The following is a 22,904-nucleotide window of genomic DNA, read 5'->3' on the forward strand; positions in this document are numbered from 1 at the left end:
CAAAAGGCATATTTAACTAGAATAAAAATTGATTATTCGTTATTTTTGCAAAAACTAATAGTGTCTTGAAAAAGGTTTTTTTATTCATCTTACTACTTTCCTTTTCGGTAAGGCCTATTTTCTATGTGTCTAATATTCTCTATTACGAACTGAATATTGATTACATCATTGAAACCTATTGTGTAAATACCGACAAACCAGAATTACAATGTAATGGTAAATGTCACCTATCAAAACAACTACAATTAGTTTCACAAGAAACGAATGACTCGGAGGGAAACCTCATCACCAACATTATTTCTGAATCTTTTTTCCCCGTTTATTTTCAATCTGAAGACACGATCAATTTTGACACTTCTTTACTCACCATTGTTCGGCTTCAAAACTTCTACTATAGCGAAAACTACGCGTACAAGCTAGACTATCAGTTACTCAAACCTCCCATTTCATAAAGTTTACATATAAAATTATTTTTTTCACAAGGCTTTAGGTGCTTGCCTAAAACAGTACCTTATATTTTAAACTTTATACAAAATGAAAATATCAAAAATAGCATTAGTATTAATGCTAAGCATCTCTATTATATCATGTTCAAGTGACGATGACAATAACACTGAAGACTTAACAGGACAAAAAGGACAATTGGTTCTAAAATTTGACAATGGCGTAGGCGACCAAGATTTCATCTTTGGAACTTCGTACAATAAATCGAATGGAGAATCGTACAAACTAGACCAATTAAAATACATTATTAGCAATGTAAGCTTATTGGATAGCGAAGGAAACACATTTGAGTATCCTACCGAAGACAATGTATTTTTAGTAGATGAAGCCAATGGAAACAATGCAGGTGAAATCTGGATTACCCTTGACAATGTAGATGCTGCAGATTACACGTCTATCTCATTTGGTGTCGGAATTGACCAAGAACGTTACTTACGTGGAGCAGACGGACAAGGTGATTTTTTACAAATAGCACAAGATGCAGGAATGCTATGGTCATGGGCAACTGGTTTCCGATTTGTTAGATTGGACGGAGTTTTCTCTTCAGATACAGTGACAGACCAAGCGTTAAACATTCATATGGGAAGTGTTGGAACTTCATTAGACAACTATAGAGAAGTAACATTACCGTTTCCAAACTCGGTATTAGTAAGACCTTCAATGACACCAGAAGTACATGTAAAAACAGACATCGCTACCATTTTTGATGGTCCAACGCCTGTTAATTTCATGGATGGATACGACCAAGTACATACAGATCCTATTGAAACGCCTATTATCGCAAACAATATGATGGAAATGTTTGAAGTACACCACGTACACAATAACTAAGCCTATAAAAAAATGAGGAAGGCACGTCTATTAGATTTGCCTTCCCTATTTCATAATAGTTAATACATTTTTTTATGAAAAAGCTACTATTAATATGCGTGCTTATCAGTTTTATGTCTTGCGACAAAAGTGATACGATTGTTGAGTATGAGGCTATTCCTATCGATTTTACAATCCCTTCAAATTTCCCTGCTTTGCAATACAACTTGGACAACAATCCACTTACAGAAGCAGGTTTTGAGTTAGGGAAGCAATTATTTTACGAAGGAAAGTTATCGGCAAACAACTCTATTCCGTGTGCCTTTTGCCACGAGCAAGCTTTTGCCTTTACGCATCACGGACATACCTTAAGTCATGGTGTAAATGGCGGAATTGGATTGCGAAATGCACAACCCATTCAGAATTTGGCCTATCAGTCAGAATTTATGTGGGATGGCGCCGCTACGCATTTAGATTTACAACCCATCATTCCGCTTACAAGTGAACTTGAAATGGATGAAACATTGAGCAATGTAATTGAAAAATTAAAAGCCGATGAAATCTACCAAGATGCGTTTGCGCGTGCTTTTGAAGATGGAAAAATAAATTCTGAAAACATGCTGAAAGCATTGTCTCAGTTTATGATTGTAATGGTTTCCTCCAACTCGAAATACGACAAGTATGTGCGACAAGAAGAAAACGTACAGTTATCACAAATTGAAACAGACGGCCTAAATTTTTTCGAAAATAAATGTGCTAGTTGTCACGCTACCGATTTGTTTACAGACCAATCGTATCGAAACAATGGACTGCCCGTTAACCCAATGCTCGATGACAAAGGAAGGTTCAATATTTTTGAAAACCAGGACGACTTGTACAAATTTAAAGTCCCTAGTTTGAGAAATATTGAAAAAACGTATCCTTACATGCACGACGGACGACTTTCAACTTTGGAAGCTGTGCTTGATTTTTACGATGCTGGTGCCGTAGACAACGGTAATGTAGATCCTATTTTACTCAGAGCCGATGGTTCCTACGGAATCTCACTTACTGCCTATGAAAAAGAAAGCATTATCGCTTTTCTAAAAACCTTAACAGACAATGAATTTTTACAAGATGAACGATTTTCAGAATATTAATATCAAACCATTTGCCATAGCAACCCTTTTGTGCTTTATAAGTTTTGGTAGTGCCTATGCTACAATTATAAAACCTAAGGACTCAATTAGTTCACAACGCTTTCAGTATATGTCTATAAACACATTAGAGGATGATTGCGATTTATGTGGCTGTACCACGAGTGGTGGAAGTTCTGCTTTTGGTGATTTAAGCATGTCTAATTTTGTCGGAGTTCGATACATCTACCAAAACTTTGAATCTAAAGACGGGATTTTCAGTAATTCACCCATCAGTAAAGAGCAATTTAACACCTATCAACTTTGGGGGCGTGTACCGATTAATGAATCATTCTTTTTAAGTGCGATTATTCCGTATCAAGATTTAAATCGAAACTTTGAAGACAGAGAAGAGCATCTTAGTGGGCTAGGTGACATCAATGTAATTGGATGGTATCAGTTTAAGTTTTACAAAAAGGAACAAAAAACTGACGGTACGATGGATTTTGTGGTGGAAAGAGAACGTTCTAATCACACCTTAAACGTTGGATTGGGAGTGAAACTACCAACAGGTGAATTTGAAGAGCAACTCACCGATAAAGTTAATCCAGGATTTCAAGTGGGAACCGGTAGTTTAGATGCTTTTACCACTGCTATTTACGGGTACAAAAAAACCAATCTAGGTTTTGCCACTACCCTCGCCTATTACTTCAAAACAAAGAATAAGAACGAATATCGCTTCGGAAATCAATTTAGTTATGCGACTACTGTTTTTTATGACATTGCTTCTGAAGAAAGTATCATTAAACCTTTTATCGGATTTTCGGGAGATGTGTACAATTCCATAGAGCAATACGACGAAAAATTACCCGATACTGACGGTTCTATTTTTAATGGTTCTGTTGGCTCTGAATTTGTCTACGGAAAGTTTTTATTGGGCGCAAAATACACCTTACCAATTAGTCAAAACTTATTTGGAGGAAACGTAGAAGCAAAAAATAACCTTGCCGTTTACTTCAATTATGCGCTTTAAAATTATCGCATTCAGAATAAAGACTTTTTAAATGAAATTTTTCAGAACTTTAAACGTCAAATGAAAGAGATTAATAATTTCAATTATTACATGAAACAGTAATGAATAAGAAACAAAAAAGAAGTTGGATTCAGAATGGTATTTTTGCTGTAATAGCGATTACACTTTACGCCACGGGATTACACACGGAAGTTATCGGATTTGTACAACGAGGGCTACTTGCAACAGGGCTCATGAATCCGAATGTTGAAGTAATTGCACAAGTAAATTACAACACAACGGAAGGTGAAAATAACACAACTGATCCATCGGATCCTTTTACCAAAGCTGATTTTAATTTAACATTGATCGACGCCAAAGGAAATGAGGTTTCATTAGGTGATTTTAAAGGCAAGGTAATTTTTATGAACTTATGGGCAACATGGTGCCCACCCTGTATTGCCGAAATGCCTAGTATAAAGGAATTGCAAGATTATGTGGGTGATGATGCTGCTTTTGTAATGCTATCGCTCGACAAGGATTTTGAAAAAGCCAAAGCTTTTAATACACGGAAAGGCTATAACTTTCCAATTTATACACTCGCAACTAATCTCCCAAAAATGTACCAGTCATCTTCCATTCCAACAACATTTATTATTGATGCTAAAGGAAATTTACGAATGATACACAAAGGCATGGCCGATTATAGCACGATGGATTTCAAAAACTTTCTAAATAGCTTAAAATAGTTTTACTTTAAAAATAGATTAGATACTAAAAAAGCTGACTTAAAAGTCAGCTTTTTTGTTGTTATTTCTCACAATTTAGCATCCAATGGATTCCAAATTTATCTGTGCACCTTCCAAAGTAACCCCATTCACGCTCCTTAAAATCGTGATGTACTTTACCTTCAGCTGAAAGATCATTAAATAGTGTTTCTGCTTCACTCTTATCAGTTAAATCAATACTCAAATGTACTTGGTTTCCACTTGTAATGGGAGTATCTGGAGCAGCATCATAAGCCATAAAATGAACTCCTTTTCCACTTAACTCTGCGTGCTGCAATTTGTCTCTATAGTGTTCAGGAATGTCCATCTTAGCATCCTTGTACGTTTGCTTATTTTGAATGGTAGCATTAAATAGTGTTGAATAAAATTTTAAAGCTTCTTGACAATTTCCGTCAAAAGCTAAATAAGATTGGATTTTCATAGCTGTTTTTTTTAGTTTGTAACTTTCTATTCAATGTAATAAGAAATTGTAAAATTTTTCAGCAGTTTAAAGTTGTTTTAACAAGGTTTATTATATGTTTAACACACTAATAAACAACATACTAAAGCACAACTATCGTTTTAAACTAAAGAGCATTAATGAGAAAAATTGATGTCCAAAAAAGAAGCATAAACAAGAGAGAAAAACCTCCCTTTCAAATGCATAATTAGGTAATAAATAAGACAGCTATCATGGCATTTTAAAACACCATGGCTTCAATATTAATTATTTTTATCGGCGATATCCTTCATTAAAATAGCATCAATTTCTTGGTTGTCTGCACTGTGTAATACTGAAATATCACCCGTGTTTTCAAAAATAACGGCTTGAACTTCTGACAACTTATGAACGTTTGCTTCTCGTAATTTTGCCATCAAATCGCTCATACCAACATTGCATTTTTTAAGATTGTCTTGCAAAATTTCTCCATCCAGCATGATTAACTGTGGCTTATTGGTAAATAGACTTTTAAACCAAGAGTTCTTTCTAACTAAAAAAGAAAATAGAGTTTGGAAAGCAATTATCATTAGCAAAGCCAATCCTCCTTTTACTAGACTTTGATTCTCGTTTAAAATGATGGATGCTAAAATAGATCCTATCGCAATCGTGGAAGCAAAATCGAAACTCGACATTTTAGCAAAAGTGCGCAACCCAAAGATTCGAGTTATAACAATGATGATTGAAAATATTCCGAAAACAGATCCAACAAGTAATAGTAGTGATTGTAAATCCATAAAATTAGCTTTTACTTTTATCTATTTCATTGCATTTCAAATCGTATTGTCGTTCTTGATATGCCTTACACATTTTTTCAAACTCTTTAGGAACAATCGTTCTAAAAGCTTGGTCATCTTGCGGGATCACGTTCACCATTTCATCAATCATTATTTGTGGGTCAAATTGATTCTCAAGTAACTTCTTAGAGGCCTCTATAATGGTTTTCTTATTGGTGAAATAGTAGTCATCATCATGCCACTGTTCAAAACTCTCATACATTCTATCATTAAATCCCGTTTCAAAAGGCCCTGGGTTAATGCTAGCTACACTAACACCAAACGAATGCAATTCGTCTCTCAAACTCTGCGCAATAGATTCGAGGGCGTGTTTGGAAGCATTATACGCTCCTAAGTAAGGGGAAGTGGTGAGTCCTGCAATGGAAGAAACAAATACAATTTTACCCGAACCTCTTTCTTGCATGGCTCTTATAAAAGGTTGTGAGAATTCAAGCGTAGAAAACACATTTGTTTCCATTACTTGTCTAATAAGTCCAACAGGCATTTCGCCTACGGGACCCGATTGTCCCATACCAGCATTATTTACAAGGATATCAATATCGTACCTAGCGGCATTTTGACAATCTAAATCACTCAAAATATCTAGTTTAATCACCTCAACTTTGTCTTCGATTTTGTGTTCTTTTAGTTCTTCTAATAGCTTGGATTTTTGCTCCCAAACTTGAACACCTGCTATCACTTGATGTCCTTTCTTCGCTAATCCAATTGCTGTTCCTTTTCCTAATCCGGTACCTGCACCGGTAATCATTATTTTTTTCAAAATTTCTCGTTTTTAATTGGTTCTATCTTAAAATACGGATACGAATCCTAGATGTATGTTTATACTTTGTTAATTAGCATTAGTTTAGCAATTAGATTTCAACGTCTTTGGTGAAATTTTCCAGAGATGGATTTCCTTCCGTTTGTGTGAAATTTAAATTACTCGAAAGTTCAAACAGATGCGCTTCCGTTTCAAAAAAGTGCATCATATATCCTGCTGTATTGACAAAAACAACGATATCATCAATCTGTGGAAGTTGTGGCAAAGTGATTTTTCGTTTGAGTAATACATCTCTTTCCAAACAATAGGCGCCTGTAAAATAAACTGCGACCTCTTCTTCTGAAGGGTTCTCGTTATAAAGTACAAAGGGATCTAATAAGAAGTCTGCACTGGAACTCATCATCTGACTCATATTCATATCGAGTCCGACCAACCATTGTCCTTTGGCATCTTTCTTTCTATGAACCACTTTCGCTACGGTAATTCCCACCTGATTTAAAAGGGATCTTCCAGGTTCTAGTCTAAACTGAATGTTTTGTTTTTTTAATTTGTAAGCATTAGAATGACCCGCAGCATCCTTAAAATCGAGCACATTCCGAAGAAAATCAATTCCATTACATTCATTGTAAAAAGGATAGGTATTTAATTTTCCTTCTAAAGCACCATTGATATTCTTATACCCTAAACCGTTATTACTAAATGTTCCTGTCGGCAAATGATGCAATACCGCATGCTGTAAGTTTTTAGTAAATGCCTCCCACTCTTCTTTACTTTCCAAATAGTTCATGGTAATACCGCCACCAATATCGATGAATTTGATTTGTATATTTCGGAGTACTAACTTTTCAGCCAACGAAAGACAGTCACTCAATGCTTTACCGCGCTGGGTTGTACTGTAACCGTCTAAATGAAAGTGCAAGCCTTCAATAGCGATAAAATCCTTGTATTTTTCTTCTTCCAAAATGGAGATTGTATCTTCTACTAACATATCAATATCAAACCCAAACCGACTGTACAGTTTTTCATTTTCAACCGTAAAACCACTCATTCGCAATCCTACTTTTGCTTTTTTCTGAAGCTCACTCGCTATTTTGTACGTTAAGTTCCATTCATCTAGGTTGTCTAAAATGATTGGAATCTCATGTTGTATGGCTAGTTTTATTTGATTGGGAGTTTTTATAGCCGATGTAAGTACCACATTCTTAGCGGTACCTCCCAATTGAACACATTGCTCTAGCTCTCTAAAACTTGCAGTATCTACACCAATTCCTAGTTCAAAAGCGCGTTTTACAAGACTCACACATTTATTCGCCTTACGAGCGTAGTAAATTTGATAGGCAATTTCATAGTGCTCGATGGCTTCTTTAAAAACAGTTACATTTTCTGAAAATGAGTCTAAGTGATGAATGTTTGCAGGCGAACCATATTCGTGTAAAACATCTTTCAACAACGGTCCATTTTGGAACAAGTGGGTCATCCAAGAAGACGTAATAGGCGTTAATCCGTTTTCAATATTTCCTTTTATGTATTTCATAGTTTTAATGTGAGTTTTTGAAAGGTCAACACTGCATTCATAACATTTTCGGCCCAGGTTGAGGCGTTGTTATTTCTAGTTCGCGACAACGTATCATTATCAAAGGTGTTTCCTTCCGTAGGGGTTCCGTAGAACGTTATAGTAGGAGCAATGTCACCTTCCGCAGTAATGGCATTTCCTGTTTGTGTGAGATGTATTATGGGTGTAGAATCTTCAGAAGTTTCCGCAGTATTTTCAGAAAGAAGTCCTCGTGACAGTAAATTTTCAAAAAGGAGCGATCTGTTTTTTTTGTCGTTCCCTCTAGGTATCGTCGCGTTGATTAAAAAGTCAAATTCTGAACGATTCAATTCCGTAGTGAGACTGTATTTTTCAGAAGACTCATCAAATTCGAGTTGTGCGTTTTTTACATAATTGAAGTTTAAAAGTCCTGCTTCGGAAAGTGCTAGCACCTTTTTCATGTTGCGCAAAGGAGGACCATACGAAATACGATTGAACAATCCGAAGTAATACGTGTCGAACTTATTTTTTGATTCCGCAGTTAAAATTCCTGCCGAATATATTTTGTTAAACTCCCCACTTATTTTAGGCCAACAACTATACACAGCAGTGATGGCGTGATTCTTTTCCACAGCATCTATGTCTTCCCGAATTTTGGCTACCACCATTTCTGTGGTCAGCAATGGATTTGAATGAAAATAATTTTCGATAGCTTTCCAATGAAACCTTTTACTTTCATACAAACGATGAAAGCTCTCTACTTGATTACGAATAGACAGAAAGTCAGTGCTACATTGCAAGAGTACCTTTTTGGAAAGAAATAGCTTGGTGTAATAAGCAACGTAAAATTCTTTTAAAATGAACGGCAAAATGTGTTCTTCAAAATCGACGTGTTTAGCATTGAGCAGGTCATCGACAAATGAAGGTGTAATATATCGCAACGGAAGATTTTCGTCGGAAGCCCCATCTCTTGGAATCATTGGCAAACCCGAACGAGAAAACACCGCAATTTGGTTAGGTTCCTTACCCGAAGCGATGTATGTTAACTTTCCGTCTTTCTGAGTTTTAAATATTCCTCCTTTTCCTTCTGAAAGTGCTAAGACAGCATCAATAAAGGTCAATCCAAACCCTTTTACAATTACAGAAGAGGATGAAGTGATTTTTTTCAATGTGTCTGAAACGGGATAGATGAAATTGATATAAGCATCCTTCTGATTGGATGTTAAAGTTGCCGGTCGGAACCAATAATGTCCGGTTGTAAAGAGTATCGTTTGAAAGGAAAGATGGGGATTCCACCCTTCCTTTTCTGTTTTAAGATGATAGGTTTCTTCTGTTTTTGTTACATCAACCACCGTATCTACATGTGGTATCACAGTACAATTCTCATCTAAAGCGTTACAAAGTGTAGCAAAGCAATGCGTAAGATATTCCCCTACTGTTGCGCGAGAAGAATAGTTGTTTTTAGTTGGTTTTGGTTGAGAGGTAGATCCGTTTCTTTTCCAATCCTCAAAAGATTCGATAGGGCAAATCATCTTTGGATCTTCAGAAATATTAAAATCAATTTTATGGTCGGGATAATTCATCAGTAAATAATCTGGCTGATCATTTCTATACACATCTCCAGCACCCAAAAAAGGTGTTCTGTTAAATAGATGAATTTCAATTTCGCTCAAACACTTTGAATGATGGATTTGTGAAACCAACCGTTCAAAACCATACAACCCCTTAGGTCCGAAACCTACGATGGCGATTTTAAATTTCTCAGAAGTAGTTGGGCTCGTTTTAATCATTTTTCAGAAACGATGGGTTAGACACCTCAAAATTATCTAGGATCCAATTTTTATTATAAATGGTATCAATGTAGCGTTCTCCTCGATCACTTATCATCATTCCGCAAGTGCTATTCTTCGGAATGTTGCGTGCATATTTTTTAATGGCTGAAATGGCACCTCCAGAAGAACCTCCTGCTAAAATCCCTTCCGAATGTAACAAGTTCCAACAGCCTTCCACACAGTCTAGATCGGTCACTTTCACCGAGTCATACACAAATTCTTTTCGCAAGAAATGAGATTTCACACTCGAACCGTGACCTGGAATCAACCGATTGGATTTTTCATTTCCAAACAAAACACTTCCCACGGCATCTACGGCAATTAGTTTGGTCGGCAATCCATTTCGCTGAATATACTCTGCGCACCCCATGAGTGTACCGCAAGTACTTACAGCTACAAAAAGATAGTCTAAAGGAGCATCGAGTGCGTTATAAATTTCATCCATTGTAACTAAATAGGTCTCTGGATTTTTTGGATTTTCGTATTGGTTGGTCCAAAAACTATTGGGAATTTTATCCAATAACTCTTTTACTCGACACAAACGTGCCCCCAAATATCCATCTTCAGGATGCGGTTTTGTTACATAATCGATGGTTACCCCGTAGGCCAAAAGCAATTTCTCTGTTTGCGCATTGAGTTTTGGATCTACAACAACGATTAGCCTTAATTTGTAATACAAGCAGGCTTGTGCCAAGCCTAACGCCATATTTCCAGAACTGGATTCGATAATAGTATCGCCTCTTTTTACTAGCCCTAATAACATCGCCTCTCTTAAAATAGAAAGAGAGGTTCTATCTTTCAAACTCCCACTAGGATTGGCAGCTTCTAATTTTCCTAGCACATTAAAATTGTACGCTTTAAAAGTTTGCGAAAGTGATACAAGGGGCGTGTTTCCAATAGCATCTAAAATAGAAGCACAAGGTGTTGAGGTTTTGGTTTTGACAGTTGGTAGCATGAGTATTGTGTTAGGTTGGTATTGATTCTAGTTAGGGTTAGACATTCAATTTTTTCACAGGTTGCTTTTTACTTTTTCTGTCTTTAAGCATTTGATATCCATGATAAAGGACTTGAGCTATGGTGAAAATTCTAAAAAACTTTTTCATAATTAAGAGTTTATTTAAAGGTTAAGATTGAATTCTTGAAGATTCCTATTTCGTAGAAATTGAAAATCATGTTTAAAAAAACCATCATTCAAATCATTAAATGATGGCTTATACATGACAGTTCAATTTCTAATCATTCACTATAAAAGCGTGAATAACGCCAGGAATCCACCCAATCATTGTAAGAATTACACTGATTAAAAAGGTAGTACCCAAACCGTGTTTTAAGAACACTGGTAATGGTGGTAAAATGATATTTAAAATGATGGTTACTAATGACATAATGTTTATAGTTTAGCGGTTAATGTTATACAAAAAAGTGATTTAAAAAGTAGTTGAAACGCTAATTAAAAATCCATTTTTTGTGTACGTTGTACTCAAAGCTAGTTTAAAGAATCCCTGTTAACAAGCTATTTAGGAAAGGTTTAGCTATTTGTTGTAACGAAATGTTAAAGGGAAAAAAGGGCTGTTTTTCATTTAAAAATGGCTAAAAATAGCACCTTTTTCGGAAGTCTAAATTCTAAGGTAACGCTATCTACTACATGCTTTTTACACTAGAAATTGGAGGCGTTTTTGATCCCCTCACTAGAAGGAAGTTTTAGGTATTCGAATTTAAAAATGTGCTTTTATTTTAACTTTCTTTACTGAAAAGCATTTGGCTACATTTTCAATCGTGTTTTGGCATTGTTATTTTTTACAAATATGCTTGGCAATCATATATTGCGTAATGGGCTTTAGAGTTTTCCCTGTTTGTGGATGAAGTCCTAGATCGGTAAAGTACTCCAATTTGCCTTTGGTGTTTTTTCCATACCATATTTTCACTCCTTTATCGTCCTTGAAAAAAGAAGTCTCACAATTGACTTCTACTTGTCTAAAGTTTTTAAAACGGTCTTCATTGCATAATTTCAAGGCTCCATTCTGCAGTAATTTAGCGTCAAATTCAGTTTCCACATAGCGATCTACTTCCCAGACCATCCAGCATTCTCGATTCATGTACATCACGATACTTATGACACTTAGGGAAAGCAATAACACTGCAATTCCAATTTTCACGATCATTGTTTTTTTCAGATTTGAACCACTTTTTTTTAAGAGAGACTCTTCCGAAGTACGCTGATGCTTATTTGAAGGATTTTCTTCTTGAGCACTTGCTTTTTCAGGAGCCAATAACAACACTCCTCCATCATCAATTTTCGTTTTTTGCTTGCTATTTTTCAACACAAAATCTTCATAATCTTCATAGCCCAAATACGCGCAAAGTGCTTGCACCACCTTCAACTGCTTTATTTTAATTTCAGTATCCGGCGCTTTAACCGCTTTGTTATAATAATCTCTCAAACTTCTAGAGGTAAAAGGAAACTTAGACGCTTCTTCAATAAAATCAGAAAGCAGCTTTGCCGAAGAATTCGTTGAAGGGGTTAGAACGCCTTGTTTCTTCTGGTTTTCGGATGCCTTTTCAAAAGCAGCTAGTAGTAATTTTCTATGCATTCTAGTTGTATGTTTCGGAAGTTTTTAAAGCTACAAAATTGTGCTCTAATAGGGATGGAAATTCTTTTCCAATAGGTTTCCATCCAATTTCCATTGGTTCTTTTCCATTCCCTCTTTCTTTGTTGAAGAATGATTGACAGCCTTAGCGTAATAGGGCTTTACGACATTTTCATTCTAACAAGGAGCTGCAAAGTGAAGGGATATTCCCAATGAGAAGTAGGTATAAAACTTCGCTTCTGCACTCCATACTTCTCATCTAGGGAAAGACGTCTTTTCCTCTTTTTTTCAAGCGATACAATTCGCACCCATCACTGAATACTCATTCGGACAGCCACAGGTATGTCCTATTTAAAACAAATACAAAATGAAAAAATTAGCACTAATACTTTTTACGGTTTCCCTCAATTTGGGACTTTTTTCTTGTTCACCGCAAGCAATTTCAGAAGATACTAACGCCCCTCAAGCTTGTTGTGGTGAAGATGGTCATATTCCGCCACCACCACCCATTGGAGGATAGTACAACTTATTAATTTTGTACTTACATTTGAGGGATGAAAACAAAAACGGTTTCATCCCTCTTTTTTTCGTTTCTCTGGATGGCGCTCTTCGTGTCCACACCCGTTTGTGCTCAGAGTCAGCCAGCAATTGACAGCAGCACGTATCATTACAACAGCATTATCCAACTCACCAATAGCGACGCCATACATGCTGCCTTTTTATACTTTCAGAAAAGCAGCGAACAAAACCTTCAGAAAGGCGATACTTTAAAAGCGGTATCTAATCTGAGATTAATGGCGATAGGACAAAACGAACTAGGGTTTGTTTTTGAAAGTGAAAAAACAGCCGTTAAAGCCCTAAAGTTACTTGGGGATGGTATCGCTTCCGAAGCGGTTATAGATGCTAAAATTGGGCTTTACAATGAACTCGGCATGCTTTACAGCAACAATTCCAATTACACCAAAGCCTTAGAACTATACAACAAAGCGTTACAGATTGCTCAGAAGTCAAGAGATAGTTCCATTTTGCTAAACAATAAGGCCAATGTGTACAAACATATGGACCAATTTGAATTGGCACGAGAACAGCTTGATATTGTCTATAAAAAAAGTAAAACTGGAAAAGACAGCATTCAAATAGCGAGGGCGCTCAACAATTTGGGCTATGTGCAATCACTTCTAGGTGTCCCCGAAGGACTCACCAACATGCAGACAGCACTTCGTATTTGGAGCGATCACGAATTTAACACAGGAATCTATTCTGGCTATAAAAATTTGACGCGCTATTACAAAAACCAAGAGAATACCGAACAAGCGCAGCTGCATGCAGACAAGGCGTATGCAACCGCTAAAAAGATAAATAGTGTTCCGTATATTAAAGACGCCTTGTCGTTATTCATGGAAATTAGCGACGATCCTACTGTGGTTGCATATAAAAGAATGAACGACAGTATCGCCAAGGCAAAACAACTTCAGGAAAACAAATTTGCCCTTCTGAAATATGATCTTTCCGAAGAAAAAGAGAAAACAGAAGCCAATAAACTACTCACCGAAACGCAAAAACGACGAACGCTTTTATTTCAAAGTATTGGAGTTTTCATACTTCTTTCGGGTGTGTTCTTGTACCTTCTTCTGAAAGCCAAACACAAAAAAGAAAAATTGCAACAAGTCTATGCTACGGAAACTCGGATTTCTAAAAAAGTACATGACGAAGTCGCCAATGATGTGTACCAAGTAATGACGAAAATCCAGGGAGCTACGGTAACTTCTGAAAGTTTATTGGACGATTTGGAGTCTATTTATACCAAAACGAGAGATATTTCCAAAGAAAATAGCGCTGTAGATGTCACAGAAAATTTTGAAGCCACTCTGAACGATCTCTTGCTCTCGTACCAAAACGATGCTGTATCGATTGTGACTAGAAACAGCAGTGCCATTCCGTGGAAGACTATTTCCGAAGCCAAAAAAACGGCCTTATACCGCGTGTTACAAGAATTAATGACCAATATGCGAAAACACAGTGAAGCAACAGCGGTCGCTATTATCTTTCAGCAAGAAGGGACTAAAACGCTTGTTACATATAGCGATAATGGGATGGGTTGCGACTTAAAAAAGCACAATGGATTGCAGAATGCGGAAAACCGTATTCATACCGTAAAAGGAACGCTTACTTTTGAATCGGAAATAGGAAAAGGGTTTAAAGTAAAAATGACGCTGTAAAAAAATGTTTCAAAAGGTATTAATTTCAGACGATTTAGGAAGTATCAATCAAGGGGTGCATAATTGCTTGCAGTCGCTAGGCATAAAAAATATTGTGCAAACACAGTATTGCGATGATGCCTACCTTCAGCTTAAAAAGGCAGAAAAAGAACAAGAGCCGTTCGATTTATTAATTACAGATCTTTCGTTTAAAACCGACCATCGGGAACAAAAATTTCCGTCGGGAGCACATCTTGTAGAACAGCTTAAAAAGGAACATCCTTCCTTTAAAATCATCGTGTATTCGGTAGAAGATCGGCTTCAGAAAGTACGTTCCTTACTGCAAGACCACCATTTGGACGCCTATGTGTGTAAAGGAAGAAATGGTCTCGCCGAATTAACCCAAGCCATCACCGCTGTACATACCGACCAACAATTTACTTCACCGCAAGTGGCGAATGCGACACAGGCCAATGTAAAACTCGAAATAGACGAATACGATATTGAATTGCTAAAACGCCTTGCCAATGGACATTCGCAAGAGGAAATTAGCCAACAGCTAAAAGACGCACACATTACGCCTAGCAGTTTGAGTTCGATAGAAAAAAGATTGAACAGACTCCGAATTCATTTCAAGGCAAACAATGCGATTCATTTAATTGCCATTGTAAAAGACATCGGATTGATTTAAAATCTCCAAAAAAAGGTTTCCCGTAAACAACCCACATTTCAAACCTATAATTTTGCACTCCTTTTAGTACACTTTAGTAATATTGGGGAGTATAAAAAAGTGGCTTTAAGTCTCCCTTACGGTTTTCCGTAAGGGTTTTTTGTTTTATTGGGGTAGGTTTGGGGGAGAAACAAAACCCAAAATTACGTAGTTACCCCTATCCCACAGCAAGGGAGAAAGAGGTACTTTTAAAATTGTAAAGAACAGGTAGTATTCATAAAACAACGTCAATACCATTGAAACCAGCATCAACTCCCACCCAACACCCTAAACTGCTATTTGCTAGCGGTCTGCTCGTACTTAGTATGGCACTCCCCTCCTTTGCGCCTTCGGTATCGAATGTGTACATCTGCAAAGGACCTTCCAGTAAAAAATACCATTACAAAAAAGACTGCCGCGGACTCTCAAACTGCTCTACCGATGTGTATCCGGTATCCCTTTCGGATGCCAAACAGTTTGGAAGAACACTGTGTGGCTGGGAGGATTAATTTGGGGTGACGAATATCTAAAACACATAACACTTTAACAAATATCAAACACTATACCTATGAAAATAAAATTAATCTTAGTAGCACTCTCTCTATCTTTTTTAAGCTGTAAAAGCTACGTTCAAGTATACGAAACAAAAGCAGATAACATTAAAACAATAGAAAACGCGTATGTTTTCGAAAATGACTCTTTAACTATTACCTATAACTTTTGGCAAGAAAAAGGATTGATGGAATTTGTTATTTACAATAAACTTGAGGTTCCATTATATATTGACTGGAGAAAATCTTCGTACGTAGATAATTCAGTTAAGTTAAACTATTGGGAAGATGTTGAAACAACCAATGCATTATTCAGAAGCTATTATTCTACTTCATTCTATGGCATGCGTAACTCAAGTGGTAGATCAACAGCAACCAAATCAAAACAAGAACGAATAACCTTTATTCCACCTAAAGCTATTTATTCACGTGCTCAATACTACTTATTACCTAGAACTGATCTTATTTTAGATAAAACCGATTCTTTCAAAGAAGTGCCGTTATACGATACATCAAAAAAGAATACCAAAGTGTATACAAAGGCATTTACAAAAGAAGAGTCTCCCCTAATATTTAGAAATTTTCTGACGTTCTCACTTACAGAAGCATTTAATTCCGAATTTTATGTCGATAATCAATTTCATATTAGTAAAATACTTAAAATGGAAGACAAACATTTTTATGGAAAGGATGGAAAACTTGTCCGTACAAGAAATAAAAATCTCCCTTTTCAAGACGATCGTTATTTCTTTATTAATCTAGCACACCAGAAAAAGACTTTTAAAGTAAGAAGGGTTCATATCAAGTAAACAAGCCGTTACTCGCATTGCCTAAACCCTAACTTTCTTCTATATTTACAACAAACAAACAGATTTTAATGTTCGAACAAACTTTTAAAAATATAGACGACCTGCTTTACAAAGATTCTGGAGCAGATAGTGAATTAGATTACATAGGGCAAACCTCTTGGGTGATGTTCCTGCGCTACTTAGACGAATTAGAACAAGACAAGGCTGATGAAGCCGAATTAAAAGGCGAAGAGTATACTTTTATTTTAGATGAAGAGTACCGTTGGCCAAAATGGGCCATGCCAAAAGATGCAGATGGCAACGTAGATCATCACATTGCCTTAACAGGACCAGATTTAGTCGCTTTTGTAGATGGAAAGCTTTTTCCGTACCTCGCGAGGTTTAAGCAAGAGGCAGACAATGCCAATACGATTGAATATAAAATTGGAGAAATCTTCTCTGAACTGAAAAATAAAATTCAAAGTGGGTACAACCTACGGGAGATTTTGGAATATGCCGACGCACTTCCTTTTCGTGCCTCTACAGATAAGCATGAGTTAAGCCACTTGTACGAAACCAAGATTAAAAACATGGGAAATGCAGGGCGTAATGGTGGGCAATACTACACCCCAAGACCGCTTATTCGTGCCATGATTAATGTAATTGACCCGCAAATTGGCGAGAAAATTTACGATGGCGCCGCAGGCTCTTGTGGCTTTTTGGTGGAAGCGTATGAGTACATGTACGAGCGCATGGAAAAAACAACCGACAACCTTAAAACATTACAAGAAAATACCCTCTACGGAAAAGAGAAAAAGAATTTGGCGTATGTGATTGGGATTATGAATATGATTCTTCACGGCATTGAAGCACCCAATATTATCCACACCAATACGTTAGGCGAAAACATACGTGACATCCAAGAAAAAAACCGTTATCATGTTATTTTGGCAAACCCACCTTTTGGAGGAAAAGAGAGACCCGAAGTACAGCAAAATTTTGACATTAAAACAGGAGAAACCGCTTTCTTGTTTATGCAGCATTTTATTAAAAGTTTAAAAACAGGTGGTCGTGCTGCAATCGTGATAAAAAACACCGTATTGAGCAATACCGACAATGCCTCGGTAGCGTTGCGTAAACTCTTATTAGAAGGCTCAAACCTGCATACTATTTTAGATTTACCAGGAGGTACGTTTACGGGGGCAGGGGTAAAAACCGTGGTTTTGTTTTTTGAAAAAGGAGAACCCACCAAAAAGATTTGGTACTACCAATTAGACCCAGGGCGAAATATGGGGAAAACCAATCCTTTAAACGATGCCGATATGGCTTCATTTATTGAATTGCAAAAAACGAAGCCGGAAACTGAACAATCTTGGAATATAAAAGTGGCAGATATTGATGAAACCACCTTTGATTTATCTGTTAAAAACCCAAACACCCCTGAAGAAGCACCATTACGAAGTCCAGAGGAAATATTAGATGAAATGTTTTTTTTAGATAAGGAAACCAAAGCGATTTTGAAATCTATTAAAGAATTGGTATGAGAGAAGGATGGAAATATTGTTCTCTTGAGCAACACATAAAATTAATTGATTACAGAGGGCGTACTCCTAAGAAAACGGAAAGTGGTGTGAAGCTTATTACTGCTAAAAATGTCAAATTGGGGTATTTACAAAATTATCCTGAGGAGTTTATTGCAGAAGATAATTATGAAGAGTGGATGAGAAGAGGGATACCCAATTATGGTGATGTGATTTTTACTACTGAAGCTCCATTGGCTAATGTCGCTCAACTCTTAATTCATGAAAAAGTGGCATTTGCTCAAAGGACAATTGTCATGCAACCAGAGAGTGGAATATTGGATCAAACATTTTTAAAGTATTTACTTTTATCACCTGAAGTAAGAGATGACATATTTTCGAATGGCACAGGAGCTACAGTTACAGGTATTAAATCCAGTTTGCTTAAAAAAATTCAAATCCCAATCCCACCATTTCAAGAACAAAAACAAATCGTAGCCATACTCGACAAAGCTTTTACAGCCATAGATCAAGCCAAAGCCAATATTGAAAAAAACATAGAAAACGCTAAAGAGCTGTTTCAATCTAAATTGAATGACATTTTTAGCCAAAAAGGTGAGGGTTGGGAGGAAAAGACTTTGGGGGAGGTTTGTGAAAAAACCAAGAATATTAAGTGGCAAGATTTTGCAAGTGAAGAATTTGAATATGTTGATTTGAGTTCTGTTTCAAGAGAAACTTTAAGTGTTACTGAAACAACAACAGTAAATAAAGAAAATGCACCAAGTAGAGCAAAGAAAATAATTCACGAAGGTGATGTGATTTTTGCGACTACTAGACCTACATTGAGACGAGCAACCATTATTGATGAAGAAATATCAGGGAATCTTTGTAGCACTGGTTATGTGGTTTTAAGGCCAACAGAAAATATTAGTTCTGATTGGATTTTCTTTTACCTACTAACAACAAAATTTATGGATAGAATGAAATCATTGCAAAGAGGTGCTAGTTATCCAGCAGTATCAGACAATGATGTGAAAGGATCAAAACTTTCAATTCCAAGATCAAAAGTGGAAGAAAAACAGAATATTCTAATAATGAAGAATCTGCAAGAAAAGACTAACTCATTAATTAAAAATTACGAACAGAAACTTGAAGATTTAGAAGACCTCAAAAAATCCATGCTGAAAAAAGCCTTTGCGGGCGAGTTAACTGAAAAGGAAGTTGCGGTATGATTACAGGCAACCAAATAGTAATATTTAAACCAGATGATGCTAATGCTTCTATAGAAGTTCAAGTACATCATGAAACTGTTTGGTTAAACCGTAATCAATTAGCAGAACTATTTGGTAGTGATATAAAGACTATTGGTATACACATTACTAATGTTTTTAAAGAAGGTGAACTTAGTAAAGACGCAACTGTCGCAAAATACGCGACAGTTGAAAATATATGGAGATAAAAAACCAAATAGAAATTTATCAAGCTCAAGATGGCTCTACTCAAATTAATGTACAATTTGAGGAAGAAACGGTTTGGCTTACACAAGCGCAAATGGCCGAACTCTTTAATAAAGGAAGAACAACCATAACAGAGCATATTAATAATATTTTTAAAGAAGGAGAGTTAACGGAAGATAGGGTATGTCGGGATTTCCGACACACCACACAACATGGCGCTATTAAAGGAAAAACACAATCTAAAAACGTTAAATACTATAATTTAGATGTTATCATATCTGTAGGTTATAGAGTAAAATCAAAACAAGGCACACAATTCCGTATTTGGGCAACTCAAACCTTAAAAGAACATTTAGTTCAAGGATATACTATTAACCAAAAACGTTTAGAGCAAAAAGAACAAGAAGTAAAGTTGTTAAAAGACGGGATTCATATTTTAACCAGAACAGTAAGCAAAGCCATAGAAGAAAAAGCTTCAGATAACATAATCTTAGAAACCTTTGCCAAAGGTTTAAGCCTATTAGATGACTACGACCACGAACAATTAGATGCTAAAGGTTTAACAACGAAAGAAGCAAATTACCCAAGTTTAAAAGAGTATCAAACACTTATAAACCAAATGCTTACTGAATTTGATTCTGATGTGTTTGGAAAAGAAAAAGACAAAAGCTTTGAAAGTTCGGTTGCCCAAATTGCAAAAGGATTTGGAGACGACGATTTTTACCCAAGCCTTGAAGAAAAAGCAACAACACTTTTATATTTAGTAGTAAAAAATCACGCATTTGTAGATGGTAATAAACGAATAGCAGCAGCTTGTTTTTTAAAGTTTTTAGAACAAAACAAGATGCTTTTTAATGCTGAAAAACAACCTATAATCAGTAATGATACCTTAGCAAGTTTAACACTGTTTATTGCTTCAAGCAAACCAGAAGAAATGGAAACCGTAAAACGATTGGTGATTAGTGTATTAAACCGAAATAAATGAACGAAGCACAAACCAAACACGATTTAATAGAACCAGCTTTGCGAGAAGCAGGTTGGGGCATTGTTGAAGGCAGTCGTCTGCGTTTGGAGTTTCCTATTACTAAAGGGCGTTTATTAGGCCAAAACAGACGTGCAACACCCCTTTTTGCAGACTACGTTTTAGAATACAAAAACAGACGTATTGGGGTTGTTGAAGCCAAAAAAAGAGATTTATACTACACCGATGGTGTAGGCCAAGCCAAAGACTATGCGGAACGCTTAAATATTCGTTTTACCTATGCTACCAATGGATTGCAAATCTATGGCATGGATCTAGAAGAAGGTACTGAAGGTGATGTAACCAACTACCCTACTCCAGACGAGCTTTGGGAAATGACCTACCCTACTCCTAAAGAAGAGTACAAAGTTGAAATTGCCAATTGGAAAGAACGCTTATTCGCTATCCCTTTTGAAGACAGAGGCGGTACTTGGCAACCTAGATATTACCAACAAAATGCTATTGCTAAAGTGTTGGAAGCGGTTTCAGAAAAAAAAGACAGAATACTATTAACATTAGCAACAGGAACAGGAAAAACAGCCATCGCTTTTCAAATTGCTTGGAAACTATTTCATGCCAAGTGGAATTTAAAACGGGATGCTTCCAGAAGTCCAAGAATTTTATTTTTGGCAGATAGAAACATATTAGCAGACCAGGCTTTTAATGCGTTCAATGCATTTGATGTTATAGATGAAAATATTAAAGTACGTATTCGCCCTTCAGAAATAAAAAAGAAAGGACGTATTCCAAAAAACGGAAGCATCTTTTTTACCATTTTCCAGTCTTTTATGGCAGGAAATAGCGCAATTTCAAACATTGAAGAAGAAAACAACCTTTATAAAGCAGCAGAAGAAGAAGCAAACTACGGGGAGGCAAAACCCTATTTTGGAGAATACCCGAGAGACTTTTTCGATTTTATCATCATTGATGAGTGTCATCGTGGTGGCGCTAACGATGAAAGTACGTGGCGGGATATTTTAGAATATTTTTCACCTGCTGTACAATTAGGTTTAACTGCGACTCCCAAACGCGATGTAAATGGAGATACCTACGATTATTTTGGAGACCCGGTTTATATTTATTCCTTGAAAGAAGGGATTAACGATGGTTTCTTAACCCCATTTAAAGTAAAGGAAATTGATACTACAATTGATGAATACACCTATACGGGCGATGATGATATTGAAAGTGATATTGAAATTCCGATTGGCACTAAATTTACAGAGGAACAGATAAACAAGATTATTGAAATAAAGGCTCGCGAAGAATATCGCGTAAAAATCTTTATGGATATGATTAATCAGAAACAAAAAACACTGGTTTTTTGTGCCACGCAAATTCATGCTGCGGCAATTCGAGATTTAATCAATCAATACGCTACAAGCAAAAACCCTAATTATTGTCATAGAGTGACTGCAGATGATGGAAATATGGGAGAAAACCACCTTCGCGATTTTCAGGATAATGAGAAAAATATTCCTACCATACTTACTACTTCACAAAAACTAAGTACGGGTGTTGATGCACCCGAAATAAGAAATATTGTATTGCTACGTCCTGTAAAATCGATGGTAGAATTTAAGCAAATTGTAGGTCGTGGAACTCGTTTGTTTGATGGGAAGGATTATTTTACTGTCTATGACTTTGTAGATGCGCATGAGCACTTCAATGACCCAGCATGGGACGGTGAGCCGTTGGATCCACCCGAACCAACTACAGGAGGAGAGAAAAAACCTTGTAATGTATGTGGCGAGAAAAAATGTATTTGTCTGAAACCAGAACCTGAAATATGCGAAGTGTGTGAGAACGATCCTTGCGTTTGTGATACTCCTCCACGCAAAATGATAAAGGTAACTTTGGCGAAAGGCAAAGAGTTAGAATTAGATTCTATGGTAAAGACTTCGTTTTGGAGTCCGTCGGGAACACCAATTTCTGCTACCGAATTTGTAAAACAATTGTTTGGCGATATTCCTGGTTTCTTTACTTCGGAAAAAGAATTACGAACAATTTGGAGTGTGCCGAGTACCCGAAAAAAATTACTCACTGAATTAGAAGAAAAAGGGTATACCAATGCGCAATTAGAAGATTTACGAAATTTGGTGCATGGAGAACATAGTGATCTTTTTGATGTATTAAATTATGTTGCATATCACAAAGGGTTAGTTCCAAGATTAGACCGTGCAGACAACGCCAGAATTCATTTGGGCGATTACAATCCAAAACAACAAGAATTCTTAAACTTTGTATTAGAACAATATGTGAAAGAAGGGGTAAATGAACTGGATGATGCAAAACTCCCCGACTTATTAGAATTAAAATACAAAGCAATCGCCGATGCAAAACGAGAGCTAGGAGATATTAAATCGATCCGAAACTCATTTATCGGGTTTCAGAAAACAATCTATGGAGAATGGGTTGGGTGATGGTTAGAGTGTTTTAAAAAAA

The 22,904-nt window shown here is 36.4% G+C and carries 23 protein-coding genes; 15 read left to right on the forward strand and 8 right to left on the reverse strand.

Annotation, left to right across the window (positions count from 1 at the left end; all coding sequences use genetic code 11):
* The first annotated feature begins 65 nt into the window (after positions 1-65).
* The 5 genes from BLQ00_RS01250 to BLQ00_RS01270 all read left to right on the forward strand — a co-directional run bounded on the left by BLQ00_RS01250 (position 66) and on the right by BLQ00_RS01270 (position 4,190).
* Entirely contained in the window at positions 66-452 is a 387-nt protein-coding gene (locus tag BLQ00_RS01250; RefSeq protein WP_139149344.1) for a hypothetical protein, read from the forward strand.
* Between the two features lie 82 nt (positions 453-534).
* Positions 535-1,335: an MbnP family protein gene (locus BLQ00_RS01255; protein WP_229792586.1), complete on the forward strand. Its 801-nt coding sequence runs from the start codon at positions 535-537 to the stop codon at positions 1,333-1,335.
* Positions 1,336-1,409: 74 nt separating this feature from the next.
* On the forward strand, positions 1,410-2,453 hold the full coding sequence (locus BLQ00_RS01260; protein ID WP_093139569.1) for a cytochrome-c peroxidase: 1,044 nt from the start codon (positions 1,410-1,412) through the stop codon (positions 2,451-2,453).
* Complete coding sequence (locus tag BLQ00_RS01265; protein WP_093139571.1) at positions 2,416-3,462, forward strand: transporter family protein; 1,047 nt, start codon at positions 2,416-2,418, stop codon at positions 3,460-3,462. Before BLQ00_RS01260 ends, BLQ00_RS01265 begins: the two co-directional genes overlap by 38 nt.
* A 101-nt stretch (positions 3,463-3,563) precedes the next feature.
* Entirely contained in the window at positions 3,564-4,190 is a 627-nt protein-coding gene (locus tag BLQ00_RS01270; RefSeq protein ID WP_093139572.1) for a TlpA family protein disulfide reductase, read from the forward strand.
* A gap of 61 nt (positions 4,191-4,251) precedes the next feature.
* Here the strand turns inward: BLQ00_RS01270 and BLQ00_RS01275 are convergent, their stop codons facing one another.
* From BLQ00_RS01275 to BLQ00_RS01310, 8 genes are all read right to left on the reverse strand, one after another.
* Complete coding sequence (locus tag BLQ00_RS01275; protein WP_093139574.1) at positions 4,252-4,650, reverse strand: VOC family protein; 399 nt, start codon at positions 4,648-4,650, stop codon at positions 4,252-4,254.
* A 281-nt stretch (positions 4,651-4,931) separates the two neighbouring features.
* Entirely contained in the window at positions 4,932-5,444 is a 513-nt protein-coding gene (locus tag BLQ00_RS01280; protein ID WP_093139575.1) for a DUF421 domain-containing protein, read from the reverse strand.
* Positions 5,445-5,448: 4 nt separating this feature from the next.
* Positions 5,449-6,264: an SDR family oxidoreductase gene (locus BLQ00_RS01285; RefSeq protein WP_093139577.1), complete on the reverse strand. Its 816-nt coding sequence runs from the start codon at positions 6,262-6,264 to the stop codon at positions 5,449-5,451.
* A gap of 91 nt (positions 6,265-6,355) precedes the next feature.
* On the reverse strand, positions 6,356-7,798 hold the full coding sequence (locus BLQ00_RS01290) for a type III PLP-dependent enzyme domain-containing protein (protein WP_093139579.1): 1,443 nt from the start codon (positions 7,796-7,798) through the stop codon (positions 6,356-6,358).
* Positions 7,795-9,585, reverse strand: a complete 1,791-nt coding sequence (locus tag BLQ00_RS01295) for an FAD/NAD(P)-binding protein (protein WP_093139580.1) — start codon at positions 9,583-9,585, stop codon at positions 7,795-7,797. Before BLQ00_RS01295 ends, BLQ00_RS01290 begins: the two co-directional genes overlap by 4 nt.
* Positions 9,578-10,582 (reverse strand): 2,3-diaminopropionate biosynthesis protein SbnA, encoded by a 1,005-nt coding sequence (gene sbnA / locus BLQ00_RS01300; RefSeq protein ID WP_093139582.1) that lies wholly within the window; start codon positions 10,580-10,582, stop codon positions 9,578-9,580. Before sbnA ends, BLQ00_RS01295 begins: the two co-directional genes overlap by 8 nt.
* A gap of 277 nt (positions 10,583-10,859) precedes the next feature.
* Positions 10,860-11,012, reverse strand: a complete 153-nt coding sequence (locus BLQ00_RS01305) for a YqaE/Pmp3 family membrane protein (protein WP_093139584.1) — start codon at positions 11,010-11,012, stop codon at positions 10,860-10,862.
* A gap of 405 nt (positions 11,013-11,417) precedes the next feature.
* Positions 11,418-12,218, reverse strand: a complete 801-nt coding sequence (locus tag BLQ00_RS01310) for a hypothetical protein (RefSeq protein ID WP_093139585.1) — start codon at positions 12,216-12,218, stop codon at positions 11,418-11,420.
* A 364-nt stretch (positions 12,219-12,582) separates the two neighbouring features.
* Between BLQ00_RS01310 and BLQ00_RS17510 the strand changes: the two genes are divergently transcribed.
* From BLQ00_RS17510 to hsdR, 10 genes are all read left to right on the forward strand, one after another.
* The gene (locus BLQ00_RS17510) at positions 12,583-12,735 is read left to right on the forward strand and encodes a hypothetical protein (RefSeq protein WP_175445394.1); all 153 of its coding nucleotides are present in this window, start codon (positions 12,583-12,585) and stop codon (positions 12,733-12,735) included.
* 34 nt (positions 12,736-12,769) lie between these two features.
* Positions 12,770-14,434, forward strand: coding sequence for an ATP-binding protein (locus BLQ00_RS01315; protein WP_093139587.1), 1,665 nt, complete (start codon positions 12,770-12,772; stop codon positions 14,432-14,434).
* Between the two features lie 4 nt (positions 14,435-14,438).
* Complete coding sequence (locus BLQ00_RS01320; RefSeq protein WP_093139588.1) at positions 14,439-15,104, forward strand: DNA-binding response regulator; 666 nt, start codon at positions 14,439-14,441, stop codon at positions 15,102-15,104.
* A gap of 275 nt (positions 15,105-15,379) precedes the next feature.
* Entirely contained in the window at positions 15,380-15,631 is a 252-nt protein-coding gene (locus BLQ00_RS01325) for a hypothetical protein (RefSeq protein ID WP_229792585.1), read from the forward strand.
* Positions 15,632-15,690: 59 nt separating this feature from the next.
* On the forward strand, positions 15,691-16,482 hold the full coding sequence (locus tag BLQ00_RS01330) for a hypothetical protein (RefSeq protein WP_093139591.1): 792 nt from the start codon (positions 15,691-15,693) through the stop codon (positions 16,480-16,482).
* Between the two features lie 68 nt (positions 16,483-16,550).
* The gene (locus tag BLQ00_RS01335) at positions 16,551-18,005 is read left to right on the forward strand and encodes a class I SAM-dependent DNA methyltransferase (protein WP_093139593.1); all 1,455 of its coding nucleotides are present in this window, start codon (positions 16,551-16,553) and stop codon (positions 18,003-18,005) included.
* Positions 18,002-19,213 (forward strand): restriction endonuclease subunit S, encoded by a 1,212-nt coding sequence (locus BLQ00_RS01340; RefSeq protein ID WP_093139594.1) that lies wholly within the window; start codon positions 18,002-18,004, stop codon positions 19,211-19,213. Before BLQ00_RS01335 ends, BLQ00_RS01340 begins: the two co-directional genes overlap by 4 nt.
* The gene (locus BLQ00_RS17515) at positions 19,210-19,440 is read left to right on the forward strand and encodes a virulence RhuM family protein (protein ID WP_175445395.1); all 231 of its coding nucleotides are present in this window, start codon (positions 19,210-19,212) and stop codon (positions 19,438-19,440) included. The genes BLQ00_RS01340 and BLQ00_RS17515 overlap by 4 nt, the downstream gene beginning before the upstream one ends.
* Positions 19,431-20,423, forward strand: coding sequence for a virulence RhuM family protein/type II toxin-antitoxin system death-on-curing family toxin (locus BLQ00_RS01350; protein WP_093139596.1), 993 nt, complete (start codon positions 19,431-19,433; stop codon positions 20,421-20,423). Before BLQ00_RS17515 ends, BLQ00_RS01350 begins: the two co-directional genes overlap by 10 nt.
* On the forward strand, positions 20,420-22,882 hold the full coding sequence (hsdR, locus tag BLQ00_RS01355) for an EcoAI/FtnUII family type I restriction enzme subunit R (protein WP_093139597.1): 2,463 nt from the start codon (positions 20,420-20,422) through the stop codon (positions 22,880-22,882). The genes BLQ00_RS01350 and hsdR overlap by 4 nt, the downstream gene beginning before the upstream one ends.
* Positions 22,883-22,904: the final 22 nt, after the last annotated feature.

It is taken from the genome of Ulvibacter litoralis, assembly GCF_900102055.1.
Classification (GTDB): domain Bacteria; phylum Bacteroidota; class Bacteroidia; order Flavobacteriales; family Flavobacteriaceae; genus Ulvibacter; species Ulvibacter litoralis.

Excerpts from the sequence above, each read along its gene's own strand:
- BLQ00_RS01255 (WP_229792586.1), top strand. The coding sequence starts at position 535 with ATGAAAATATCAAAAATAGCATTAGTATTAATGCTAAGCATCTCTATT.
- BLQ00_RS01260 (WP_093139569.1), top strand. The coding sequence starts at position 1,410 with ATGAAAAAGCTACTATTAATATGCGTGCTTATCAGTTTTATGTCTTGC.
- BLQ00_RS01265 (WP_093139571.1), top strand. The coding sequence starts at position 2,416 with ATGAATTTTTACAAGATGAACGATTTTCAGAATATTAATATCAAACCA.
- BLQ00_RS01270 (WP_093139572.1), top strand. The coding sequence starts at position 3,564 with ATGAATAAGAAACAAAAAAGAAGTTGGATTCAGAATGGTATTTTTGCT.
- BLQ00_RS01275 (WP_093139574.1), bottom strand. The coding sequence starts at position 4,650 with ATGAAAATCCAATCTTATTTAGCTTTTGACGGAAATTGTCAAGAAGCT.
- BLQ00_RS01280 (WP_093139575.1), bottom strand. The coding sequence starts at position 5,444 with ATGGATTTACAATCACTACTATTACTTGTTGGATCTGTTTTCGGAATA.
- BLQ00_RS01290 (WP_093139579.1), bottom strand. The coding sequence starts at position 7,798 with ATGAAATACATAAAAGGAAATATTGAAAACGGATTAACGCCTATTACG.
- BLQ00_RS01295 (WP_093139580.1), bottom strand. The coding sequence starts at position 9,585 with ATGATTAAAACGAGCCCAACTACTTCTGAGAAATTTAAAATCGCCATC.
- sbnA (WP_093139582.1), bottom strand. The coding sequence starts at position 10,582 with ATGCTACCAACTGTCAAAACCAAAACCTCAACACCTTGTGCTTCTATT.
- BLQ00_RS01305 (WP_093139584.1), bottom strand. The coding sequence starts at position 11,012 with ATGTCATTAGTAACCATCATTTTAAATATCATTTTACCACCATTACCA.
- BLQ00_RS01310 (WP_093139585.1), bottom strand. The coding sequence starts at position 12,218 with ATGCATAGAAAATTACTACTAGCTGCTTTTGAAAAGGCATCCGAAAAC.
- BLQ00_RS17510 (WP_175445394.1), top strand. The coding sequence starts at position 12,583 with ATGAAAAAATTAGCACTAATACTTTTTACGGTTTCCCTCAATTTGGGA.
- BLQ00_RS01315 (WP_093139587.1), top strand. The coding sequence starts at position 12,770 with ATGAAAACAAAAACGGTTTCATCCCTCTTTTTTTCGTTTCTCTGGATG.
- BLQ00_RS01320 (WP_093139588.1), top strand. The coding sequence starts at position 14,439 with ATGTTTCAAAAGGTATTAATTTCAGACGATTTAGGAAGTATCAATCAA.
- BLQ00_RS01330 (WP_093139591.1), top strand. The coding sequence starts at position 15,691 with ATGAAAATAAAATTAATCTTAGTAGCACTCTCTCTATCTTTTTTAAGC.
- BLQ00_RS01335 (WP_093139593.1), top strand. The coding sequence starts at position 16,551 with ATGTTCGAACAAACTTTTAAAAATATAGACGACCTGCTTTACAAAGAT.
- BLQ00_RS01340 (WP_093139594.1), top strand. The coding sequence starts at position 18,002 with ATGAGAGAAGGATGGAAATATTGTTCTCTTGAGCAACACATAAAATTA.
- BLQ00_RS17515 (WP_175445395.1), top strand. The coding sequence starts at position 19,210 with ATGATTACAGGCAACCAAATAGTAATATTTAAACCAGATGATGCTAAT.
- BLQ00_RS01350 (WP_093139596.1), top strand. The coding sequence starts at position 19,431 with ATGGAGATAAAAAACCAAATAGAAATTTATCAAGCTCAAGATGGCTCT.
- hsdR (WP_093139597.1), top strand. The coding sequence starts at position 20,420 with ATGAACGAAGCACAAACCAAACACGATTTAATAGAACCAGCTTTGCGA.